At 69.9% G+C, this 9,917-nt stretch carries 12 protein-coding genes; 7 read left to right on the plus strand and 5 right to left on the minus strand.

Features of this window, described 5'->3' with window-relative positions; genetic code table 11:
- Positions 1-50: 50 nt before the first annotated feature.
- Both Sru01_RS34665 and Sru01_RS34670 read right to left on the minus strand, forming a co-directional pair.
- Positions 51-1,301 (minus strand): ATP-binding protein, encoded by a 1,251-nt coding sequence (locus Sru01_RS34665; RefSeq protein ID WP_239138072.1) that lies wholly within the window; start codon positions 1,299-1,301, stop codon positions 51-53.
- A 366-nt stretch (positions 1,302-1,667) separates the two neighbouring features.
- Complete coding sequence (locus tag Sru01_RS34670) at positions 1,668-2,105, minus strand: ATP-binding protein (protein ID WP_203995016.1); 438 nt, start codon at positions 2,103-2,105, stop codon at positions 1,668-1,670.
- Between the two features lie 146 nt (positions 2,106-2,251).
- Between Sru01_RS34670 and Sru01_RS34675 the strand changes: the two genes are divergently transcribed.
- The 4 genes from Sru01_RS34675 to Sru01_RS34690 are packed head-to-tail and all read left to right on the plus strand — an operon-like array spanning position 2,252 to position 3,831.
- On the plus strand, positions 2,252-3,079 hold the full coding sequence (locus Sru01_RS34675; RefSeq protein WP_203995018.1) for a helix-turn-helix domain-containing protein: 828 nt from the start codon (positions 2,252-2,254) through the stop codon (positions 3,077-3,079).
- On the plus strand, positions 3,067-3,309 hold the full coding sequence (locus tag Sru01_RS34680) for a DUF397 domain-containing protein (protein WP_203995019.1): 243 nt from the start codon (positions 3,067-3,069) through the stop codon (positions 3,307-3,309). Before Sru01_RS34675 ends, Sru01_RS34680 begins: the two co-directional genes overlap by 13 nt.
- Before the next feature lie 7 nt (positions 3,310-3,316).
- Positions 3,317-3,529: a DUF397 domain-containing protein gene (locus tag Sru01_RS34685; protein WP_203995021.1), complete on the plus strand. Its 213-nt coding sequence runs from the start codon at positions 3,317-3,319 to the stop codon at positions 3,527-3,529.
- Positions 3,526-3,831: a hypothetical protein gene (locus Sru01_RS34690; protein WP_203995022.1), complete on the plus strand. Its 306-nt coding sequence runs from the start codon at positions 3,526-3,528 to the stop codon at positions 3,829-3,831. The genes Sru01_RS34685 and Sru01_RS34690 overlap by 4 nt, the downstream gene beginning before the upstream one ends.
- 70 nt (positions 3,832-3,901) lie before the next feature.
- Here the strand turns inward: Sru01_RS34690 and Sru01_RS34695 are convergent, their stop codons facing one another.
- Both Sru01_RS34695 and Sru01_RS34700 read right to left on the minus strand, forming a co-directional pair.
- Positions 3,902-4,363 carry a nitroreductase family deazaflavin-dependent oxidoreductase gene (locus tag Sru01_RS34695; RefSeq protein ID WP_203995024.1) on the minus strand — a complete coding sequence of 154 codons (462 nt, stop codon included), beginning with the start codon at positions 4,361-4,363 and terminating at the stop codon, positions 3,902-3,904.
- A gap of 213 nt (positions 4,364-4,576) precedes the next feature.
- Positions 4,577-5,587, minus strand: coding sequence for an EamA family transporter (locus Sru01_RS34700; RefSeq protein WP_203995025.1), 1,011 nt, complete (start codon positions 5,585-5,587; stop codon positions 4,577-4,579).
- 65 nt (positions 5,588-5,652) lie between these two features.
- Here Sru01_RS34700 and Sru01_RS34705 point away from each other — a divergent pair, with 65 nt between their 5' ends.
- Positions 5,653-6,141, plus strand: a complete 489-nt coding sequence (locus Sru01_RS34705; RefSeq protein WP_203995026.1) for an Lrp/AsnC family transcriptional regulator — start codon at positions 5,653-5,655, stop codon at positions 6,139-6,141.
- Positions 6,142-6,273: 132 nt separating this feature from the next.
- On the opposite strand, the gene leuA is transcribed toward Sru01_RS34705, so the two are convergent.
- Positions 6,274-7,986, minus strand: a complete 1,713-nt coding sequence (leuA, locus tag Sru01_RS34710; protein ID WP_203995033.1) for a 2-isopropylmalate synthase — start codon at positions 7,984-7,986, stop codon at positions 6,274-6,276.
- Between the two features lie 334 nt (positions 7,987-8,320).
- Between leuA and Sru01_RS34715 the strand changes: the two genes are divergently transcribed.
- Both Sru01_RS34715 and Sru01_RS34720 read left to right on the plus strand, forming a co-directional pair.
- The gene (locus Sru01_RS34715) at positions 8,321-8,566 is read left to right on the plus strand and encodes a DUF2630 family protein (RefSeq protein ID WP_203995036.1); all 246 of its coding nucleotides are present in this window, start codon (positions 8,321-8,323) and stop codon (positions 8,564-8,566) included.
- Positions 8,567-8,804: 238 nt separating this feature from the next.
- On the plus strand, positions 8,805-9,917 hold a 1,113-nt coding region (locus tag Sru01_RS34720; RefSeq protein WP_203995041.1), incomplete at its 3' end, for a cytochrome c oxidase subunit I.

Consider the following 9,917-nt stretch of genomic DNA (forward strand, 5'->3'; position numbering starts at 1 on the left):
TACCGAGCGCCTGCCTTCGGCGGATCCGCACGCCCCGCCGCCCATCCGGCTCATCGGTGGCCGTCCGGTGGCGGCGTCTGCCAGAGCGCGCTGACCGGGACGGCTCGCATGCGGTCACCGAACGGCAGGGTCTGCGTGCCGGTGTAGAGGACGACCCCGACCAGGAAATCGTCCGCCACCCGTTCGGCCAGGTGGCGCAGCCCGCGGAAGTCGTCCGGGCGGACGGTCGACGACGCCTTCACCTCGATACCGACGACCTGGCCCCGGCGGTTCTCCAGCACCGCGTCCACCTCTACCTGGTCCTTGGTCCGGTAATGGTACAGATCCACCCGTTCCCGCGACCAGGTCAGCTGGCGGGCCAGCTCCATCAGAACGAAACCCTCCAGCAGCGGGCCGAACGGTCCACCCGGCCGCAGCAGGCTGCGGGCATCGGCACCCAGCAGGTTCGCGGCCACTCCCGAGTCCACGAACGCGATCTTCGGCGTGCCGACGGCTCGACTGCTGATGTTGCGGGACCAGGCCGGAACGCGCTTGGTGAGGAACACCTCGTCCAGCAGCGCCAGATAGCGGTGCACGGTGGCGGCGGAGAGCCGAAGATCGCTGCTCATGCTGTTGGCCACCAGGAGTTGCCCCGACCGGGCGGCGACCAACCGCACCAAGGCTCGCATCTCGGCCGTTCGCTCGATCTCGCTCAGCCGGCTCACGTCCCGAGCGATCAGGTCGGCCACGTAGGAGTCCAGGAAGCGCTCCCGCCGCCGGACGTCCGTCCGGGCGACCGCCTCGGGGAAACCGCCCCGGGTGACGCGCTCGGCGTACTCGTGCCGGCCGATCTCGGAAGCATGGCGAAGATCCGGACCGGACGCGAAGATCGCATCCACGAAGCCGTCCGGCGCATCATCGATCTCCCCTTGGGAGAACGGCCAGAGCTCGATGGTCTCCATCCGACCGGGCAACGCGTCCGGGAGGGATCGCAGGCCGAGCACCCGGGCGGAACCGGTGAGCAGGAACCTTCCCGGCCGCGGATCACCGTCCACCTGCTCCTTGATCGCCAACAGCAGGTCGGGCACCCGCTGGATCTCGTCGATCACCATGAGCTCCGGAAAGGCGACGAACCCCGCCGGATCGGTGAGGGCGGCCTGGCGGTCGGCGGGGGTGTCGAGGTTGCGCCACTCGGCTTCCCCTCCCTTCGCGAGCAACCGCACCAGCGTGCTCTTCCCGCTCTGCCGCGCTCCGTTCACCAGCACGACCCGGGTATCACCCAGGGCGGCGGCGACGGCGGACTCCGCGCGCCGGGCGACCACCCTTCCCAACGGACTTCGAGCTGCACCGACCACCAGCCCAGCATGGCACAACCCGCCTGCCAGTGACACGTTCGCCGCAGGGTTCCTGAGATGCTGGTCGCTACTCAGCTGAAGAGCTGGTCGGACCTTTGGTGACAAACTGGCCGGTGCGGGAGTAGGCGCGTACGACTCCGGCGCCTGCGACGTGGATGCGGCTCACGTGACTGGTCCATGAGCCAAGCTTTCCTAATTGACTTTAGTTTTCGCAGTTGCCATCTCAGAAACTAAAGTTAAGTTGCAGCACGCTTCGGATGGCAGGACGCCATGCTTGCGAACCGGCGAGACCGCCTTGCCCGATCCAGAGCCTGGGCGACGCGCTGGAGATCGTCATGGGCCTGATAGAGGTGCCGGGAAGGAGAGGGCGCACCAGACGGTGCGGCGGCCGGTGCGGGAGTGGTCGCGGACGCCCCAGCCGAGCGACACGTGCTGGACGATGAGCAGGCCGCGGCCGTGCTCGCCATCCTGGTCAGGCCGGACGCACGGCTCGTCGGCGACGGATCCCGGATCCGTGACGGCTATGTAGATCAGGTCTCGCACGGCGGTGACCGTCAGTTCGAGAAGGTCGTCCGGCTTGGCGGCCGAGTGCACCACGGCATTGGTGACGAGTTCCGACGCCGCCAGCACCGCGTCGTCGACCACCGGATGCGTGGAGCCGAGCCACCCGCGGACCTCCAGCCGGGCGCGGGCCACCGACTCGCGCACGCAGGGCAGCAGGACGCCGCCAGAGACCGCCGGCCCGCCGGTGATCTGTTCGGTCGACCCCATGTTTCACCATCCGAGTTTCGTCGTGAATCGCCTCTCCACCATCGCGGACGTCAGATACATTCGGTAGTCGATCGACTTCGCTAGGTTATTAACAGTTTCACTGAAACCACCGGTGAAACGGGGAGCACGCGCCGACGGGAGCCCCCATGCCCAAGGAAAGTGAGCTCTTCCCCTCCGAATCGCCCACCGCGCTCTTCGGCTTCGAGCTGCGCCGCATCCGCAAGGAGCGCGGCTGGTCGCAGGTGCGGCTGTCGCGGGCGGTGCCCTACTCGGTGGGCACCATCAGCATGATCGAAACGGCCCGGCGGTCCCCGTCAGAGGCCTTCGCCCGGCACTGCGACGAGGCCCTGCAGGCGGAGGGCGCGCTCATGCGCCTGTGGCCGATGGTCAGCCGCAAGAACGCCCCGGAATGGTTCCGCCCCTGGCTGGACATCGAGGCCACCGCCGAGGCACTGCGCACCTGGGAGCCGCTCATGGTCCCCGGTCTACTCCAGACCGAGGAGTACGCCCGGGCGATCTTGAGTGGCGAGGTGGGCGTCACTCCGGAGCAGGTCGAGGAACAGGTCGCCACTCGAATGGAACGCCAGTCCATTCTTCGGCGGCCCAAGCCTCCCCTCCTCTGGTTCGTCCTGGACGAAGGGGTTCTCCGCCGACCGGTCGGCAGTCCCGCCGTCATGGTCGAGCAGCTCGACCATCTTCTGAAGATGGCCGAGACTCCTCGGATCACCATTCAGATCCTGCCCTACAGCGCATACTCGACCACCGGCCTTGCGGGCGGCTTCGTCATCGCTCAGTCTGATGGGGTGGCCGATGCCGCATATGTGGAATCGGCCGGGATTTTGGGACGAGTGACAGAACGAGCCCAAGACGTCAGAGCGCTGACCTTCCGGTACGAGGCGATCCGTTCCGAGGCACTCTCCCAACGTGAATCCATAAAACTGATCAAGGAGATCCGGCAACGATGGACGAGCTGACCCGCGAGTTGCAGGCGGCACGGTGGTACCGGTCCACCTGGTCCGGTCCGGACGGCGGCAACTGCGTCGAAGTGGCCGAGCTGAGCGGCGGCCGGCGGGGGGTGCGGGACAGCAAGGAACCCGGCAGGCGGGCCCTGGTGATGCCGCCCGCCGAGTGGACCGCCTTTGTCCGGAGTCTCAAGGACGGCCGGATGCGGTCGGGATTCCGTGGCACCGCCACCGGTCGGTGAGGAAGCGATGGACAAGTTGACCGCGGAATTGCAGAGGGTCACCTGGCGCAAGTCGTCGTACTCGGGTCCGGATGGCGGCGAATGCGTCGAGGTGGCCGAGCTGAGCGGCGGCCGGCGAGGGCTACGCGACAGCAAGGAACCCGGCAGGCCGGCCCTGGTGGTACCGCCCGCGGAATGGGTCACTTTTGTCGGGAGTCTCAAGGACGGCGGGATGCAATGACCCAGGAAGGCGGCATTCACTCCGCACTGCTCGCGAACGACCAGGACACCCGTGCCATCCTGCCTGCCCTGCCGGCGGTCTTCCCGTGGATACGGCACCTGTCCGTCGAGGAATGCCGTGAGTTCGTGCAGGAACTGGTGGAGACCAGCCACGATGCGGCCACGCAGGACGTGCCTGCCACCTTGCACCGGGTCATCGTGGAATGGCGGGCGACCGCTCGAATCCTCGCCGATCCCGCACTGACCGCACGACTCACCCGAGCGCTGCCGGACGAAGATCAGGGAGTGGTGCAGGCACCGTGAATCCTGCGCCGACGAGGGGCCTCGGGGCTTCCAGCAGGCACGTCTGCCGCGCCAAGCCCGCCGGCCGGGGTCATGCCCGTTCGTCGGCGGTCGTGCGGTGCAGGGCGACTACCGGGATGATGCGGTCGGTCTTGGTCTGGTACTCGGCGAACTGCGGGATGTCGCGGGCCTGCGCGGCGTAGACGCGGTCCCGTTCCTCGCCCTGGAGCACCGTGGCCCGGGCGGAGTAGGTCTCGATGGTGGTGCCGTCGCCGATCTCCACGGTGACCTCGGGGTTCTTGACCAGGTTGTGGTACCAGTCCGGGTGCCGGTCGGCGCCGGCGTAGGAGCCGAAGATCAGCACCCGGTCCTCCTCCCGCCGGTACATGACCGGGCTGGTGCGCGGCCGGCCGGACCTGGCTCCGACGGTGGTGAGCAGCAGCAGGGACTCCCCGTCCTGGAACCAGCCGGGCACCCGGCCGCCGTTCCGCCGGAACGACTCGATGACCTTGCGGTTGGCGTCGGTCAGGCGCTGCTTGTCGAGGTCGGCCACGGGCGGTCCTTCCGGTCGGGCCCGGAGGCGATCAGGTGGCCTCCGGGCACGGACGAGCGACGCTCACCTTTGTAGTCGACGCCGGATCGAAGATCAAATTGCTGGGCCGGACGGTCGCGGGCAGGGCCGCGCCGCCACCGGGGTCAGCGGTGGCGGCGGTGCGCCGATCGCGCGGCGGGCCGGTGGTCGGTCTCCTCGCCGGCGAGAGCGGGTTCAACCGCTCCCCCGGTCGCCGTCGGGCGCGACCACGGGCGGACGCGCGGAGGAGGTCTCCGGCACCGGGCGTCCGGTGCCGTCCGCTGCCGCGTCGTCTTCCCTTTGCGGGTGGGCGCCGGTCTCCCGCCGTTCCCGATGCAGCGCGACCCCGGTGACGACGAGGGCGACGCCGGCGATCTCCTTGACGGTGGGGATCTGGGTGAGCACCAGGACGCCGATGATCGTGGCGGTGGCGGGCAGCAGCGAGACCATCAGCGCGTAGGTGGCCCGGGGCAGCCGGGCCATGGCGAGCTGGTCGCTGACGTAGGGGATGACGGACGAGCAGATGCCCACGCCCGCGGCGGCGGCCAGCAGGGCCGGGTCGGCGAAGGCCGGCGCGGCCTGCCCGGCGCCGAGGGGCAGCGCGACCAGCGCGGCGATCGGCATCGAAAGGGCGAGGGCGTCGGCGCCGGAGACCTGCTCGCCGCGGGCGACGCGGTGCCCGAGCACGATGTAGAGGGCGAACAGCAGGGCGTTGGCGACGGCGAAGGCGATGCCGAGCGGCTCGGCCACCAGCCGCACGTCGGTGAGCAGGTACACCCCGGTCACGGCGGTCACCAGCGCGGCGGCGTTGCGCCCGGTCCGGGCCGCGAACGCGGCCAGCACGACGACCGGCACGAACTCGATCGCGGCGACGGTGCCCAGCGGTAGCCGGTCGATGGCGAGGTAGAACACGCTGTTCATCGCCGCCAGCACCGCAGCCCATCCGGCCAGCAGCCGGCGGGTGGGCCGATCGAGGCGCCGCCACAGGCGCCAGGGCCGGCGCCACAGGACGAGGACCAGCGCGGCGGTGGCGATGCGCAGCCACGCGACCCCGAGCACCTCGATCCGGGCGAACAGCAGTACCGCGAGCGCGGGCCCGAGATAGTGGAAGACGGCGCTGACGACGAAGTAGACGTGCGGTGGCAGCCGGTCTGCGACCTTCGCCGTCGCGGACCGGGAACCGTCACTCGGCGGCGGGCTGGTCATCCCCCTATTCTCGAAGGCACCAGCCCGGAGCGCCATGCGTGATCGAAGGGCGAGAGGCGGAGGTCATGACGGAAAAGAAGGCCGATGACCCGGAGGACCTTCCTGCCGGAAGGCGGCTACTGGACGAGACCAACCGGCGGCTGCTGGACGCCCTGGGCGCCGACCCGCGCGCCGGCGTCGCCGCGCTGGCCCGGCGGGTCGGGATGTCGGCGCCCGCCGTGCGGGAGCGGCTCGCCCGGCTGGAACGGACCGGAGTGATCCGCGGCTACCGCCTGGACGTCGACCCGGCCGCGATCGGCCTGCCGGTCGCCGCGTGGGTGCGCGTCCGGCCCGGGCCCGGTCAGGTTCCGAAGGTGGCCGAGCTGGCCGCGCGCACGCCGCAGGTCAGCGAGTGCCACCGGATCTCCGGCGAGGACTGTTTCCTGATCAAGGTGCACGTGGCCGACATCGACGCCCTTGAGGCCGTACTGGACCGGTTCCTGCTGCACGGGCAGACGCACAGCTCGTTCATCGTGTCGACACCCGTACCGCCCCGGGCCCCCGCCGTCCCGTGATCGACGGGTGCGGGCGGGGCACCGATGAGCGTGATCGAAGAGCGCCGTCCGGCCGCCTTCGAGCACCTCGCGCGGGGCACCGCCGGCACCGGGATCGCCGGTGACGGCGGTGAAGTGATCGCGATGACGGGGTCAGCGGGTGGCGCGGTTGACGGCGGACAGCACGGCCTTGAGCGAGGCGGTGATGGTGTTGCCGTCCACACCGACGCCCCACAGCACGCGGTCGCCCACCTGGCACTCGACGTAGGCGGCGGCCCGGGCGTCGGTGCCGGCGCTCATCGCGTGCTCGGTGTAGTCCAGCACCTTCACCTGGACGCCCACGTTGCCCAGCGCGTCGACGAACGCCGAGATCGGGCCGTTGCCGACGCCGTCGATCTCGCGGATCTGCCCGTCCACCCGGACGTCGGCGCTGATGGCGTCCTTCTCGTCCACCTGGGAGACGTTGCGGTGCGCCAGCAGGCCGAACCGGCCCCAGGGGCGGACCGGGTTGGGCAGGAACTCGTCCTGGAAGATCTCCCACATCTCGGCCGCGGTGACCTCGCCGCCCTGCTCGTCGGTGCGGGCCTGGATGACGCCGGAGAACTCGATCTGCAGCCGGCGCGGCAGGTCGAAGCCGTGCTCGGCCTTCATGATGTAGGCGACGCCGCCCTTGCCGGACTGGCTGTTGACCCGGATGACGGCCTCGTAGCTGCGGCCGACGTCCTTGGGGTCGATCGGCAGGTACGGCACCTCCCAGGCGAACCCGGCGACCGGGGTGCCGGCGGCCAGGGCGTCGCGCTCCAGGGCGGTCAGGCCCTTGTTGATGGCGTCCTGGTGGGAGCCGGAGAAGGCGGTGTACACCAGCTCGCCGCCGTAGGGGTGGCGCGGGTGCACCGGCAGCTGGGTGCAGTACTCGGCGACCCGGCGGATCTCGTCGATGTCCGAGAAGTCGATCATGGGGTCGATGCCCTGGGAGAACAGGTTCATGCCCAGGGTGACCAGGCAGACGTTGCCGGTGCGCTCGCCGTTGCCGAACAGGCAGCCCTCGATGCGGTCGGCGCCGGCCTGGTAGCCCAGCTCGGCGGCGGCCACCGCGCTGCCGCGGTCGTTGTGCGGGTGCAGCGACAGCACGATCGAGTCGCGGTAGGCCAGGTTGCGGTGCATCCACTCGATCTGGTCGGCGTAGACGTTGGGGGTGGCCATCTCGACGGTGGCCGGCAGGTTGACGATGACCTTGCGGTCCGGGGTGGGCTGCCAGACGTCGTTGACGGCGTTGCACACCTCGACCGCGTACTCCAGCTCGGTGCCGGTGAACGACTCCGGGGAGTACTGGAAGAAGATCTCGGTGTCGCCCATCTGGTCGGCCAGCTTGCGGCACAGCTTGGCGCCCTCGACCGCGATGGCGGTGATGCCCTCCTTGTCCTGGCCGAAGACGACCCGGCGCTGCAGGGTGGAGGTCGAGTTGTACAGGTGGACGATGGCCTGCCGGGCGCCGCGCAGCGACTCGAAGGTGCGCTCGATCAGCTCCGGCCGGGCCTGGGTCAGCACCTGGATCATCACGTCGTCCGGGATGCGGTCCTCTTCGATGATCCGCCGGACGAAGTCGTAGTCGGTCTGCGACGCCGCCGGGAAGGCGACCTCGATCTCCTTGTACCCCATCCGTACCAGCAGCTCGAACATGCGCAGCTTGCGGTCGGGGTCCATCGGGTCGATCAGCGCCTGGTTGCCGTCGCGCAGGTCGACCGCGCACCACTGCGGGGCGCGCTCGATGACGGCGTCCGGCCAGGTGCGGTCGGGCAGGCGGACCGGGGTGAACGGCCGGTAGCGGTGGACCGGCATGGGGCTGGGCTGTTGCTGCGGATACATTCGCGTGCTCCTGATCGGTATCGGAACCGGGGCGACGCGCGTCAGGACGTCATGATCCTGAGCTGGTCTGGCTGGAAAGGTCGCCACCGGGTGAACCCTGTCGTGGCCGACACGCATGGCGCGCTCCGCGGCGAGGGAGCCGGCCTGTTACAGGCCCTCGCCGCGGCAGCTAAGGAGCAGCAGACCGCGCAGCACACCAAAACGTTAGCAGATGCCAAGGCGCGGGCGCGGCGGACGCCGCGGAACAGGGGTGGCGCCCCTGGCGGCGGCGGTGTCCATCGCCCGCCGTAGGCTGCGGTCGTATCGAACGTTCGGCCGCCTGGGAGGCGATGTCATGCAGGACGCGGAGATCCTCGCGAAGGTGAAGAAGCTGATCGCCGAGGAGCACGAGCTGCGGACGCGGCTGGGGGCCGGTGAGGTGTCATCGGAAGACGAGCACGCCCGGATCGGCGAGCTGGAGGCGGCGCTGGACCAGTGCTGGGACCTGCTGCGCCAGCGCCGGGCCCGCCGCGAGTACGGCGAGGACCCCGACCTGGCCGCGCCGCGCCCGGTGGACGCGGTGGAGGAGTACGAGCAGTGACCGGCGGCGGGCCGGTCCCCGCCACCCGGCGGCACCGGCGCTGAACCCCGGCGGGGGCCGCGGAGCGGAGATCCGCGGGCGGGTCCGGCGCCCCCATGTTGTGGCCCGGCCCGCGGGAGCCGGCCGGTTTCTTTGCCGGGGCTTGCGACGGCCCGGACGGTTCACCCGGTCTAATCGGACATGAGACCACATACCACCGCGCGGAGGTGGTGCTCATGGACGGTCCGGAGACCGCGCGATGACCGCGATCCGGGAACGGGCCGCCGAACCGGCCCGGCGGCCCGGGCGGCGGCGGATGCGCCTGCTGACCTGGGCGACGACCACCGATCACAAGGTGATCGGCAACCTCTACCTGGTCACCTCGTTCGCGTTCTTCCTGGCCGCCGGGGTGATGGCGGTGATCATCCGGGCCGAGCTGGCCCAGCCGGGGATGCAGTTCGTCAGCCACGAGCAGTACAACCAGCTGTTCACCATGCACGGTGCGGTGATGCTGCTGCTGTTCGCCACCCCGCTGTTCGCCGGGTTCGCCAACGCGATCATGCCGCTGCAGATCGGCGCGCCGGACGTGGCCTTCCCGCGGCTCAACATGTTCAGCTACTGGCTGTTCCTGCTCGGCGGGCTGATCGCGACAGCCGGTTTCCTGCTGGCCAGCGGGCCGCCGTCGTTCGGCTGGACCGCCTACACCCCGCTGTCGGACCAGACCTACTCGCCCGGCTTCGGCGCCGACCTGTGGATCATGGGGCTGGTGATGGCGGGCCTGGGCACCATCCTGGGCGCGGTCAACTTCATCACCACGATCATCACCATGCGGGCGCCGGGCATGACGATGTTCCGGATGCCGATCTTCACGTGGAACACCCTGCTGACCAGCCTGCTGGTGCTGCTGGCGTTCCCGGTGCTGGCCGCCGCGCTGCTGGCCCTGGAGGCCGACCGGCGGCTCGGCGCGCACATCTACGATCCGGCGAACGGCGGGCCCATCCTGTGGCAGCACCTGTTCTGGTTCTTCGGCCACCCCGAGGTGTACATCATCGCGCTGCCGTTCTTCGGGATCATCACCGAGGTGCTGCCGGTGTTCAGCCGCAAGCCGGTGTTCGGGTACATCGGGCTGGTCGGCGCGACCATCGCCATCGCCGGGCTGTCGATGGCGGTGTGGGCGCACCACATGTTCGTCACCGGCCAGGTGCTGCTGCCGTTCTTCTCCTTCATGTCGTTCCTCATCGCGGTGCCCACCGGGGTGAAGTTCTTCAACTGGGTCGGCACGATGTGGCGCGGCAGGCTGGTCTTCGCGCCGGCGATGATGTTCGCGGTGGGCTTCCTGGTGACCTTCCTGTTCGGCGGCCTCAGCGGGGTG

Origin of the sequence: Sphaerisporangium rufum, from assembly GCF_016863395.1 — a bacterium.
Taxonomy (GTDB): Bacteria; Actinomycetota; Actinomycetes; order Streptosporangiales; family Streptosporangiaceae; genus Sphaerisporangium; species Sphaerisporangium rufum.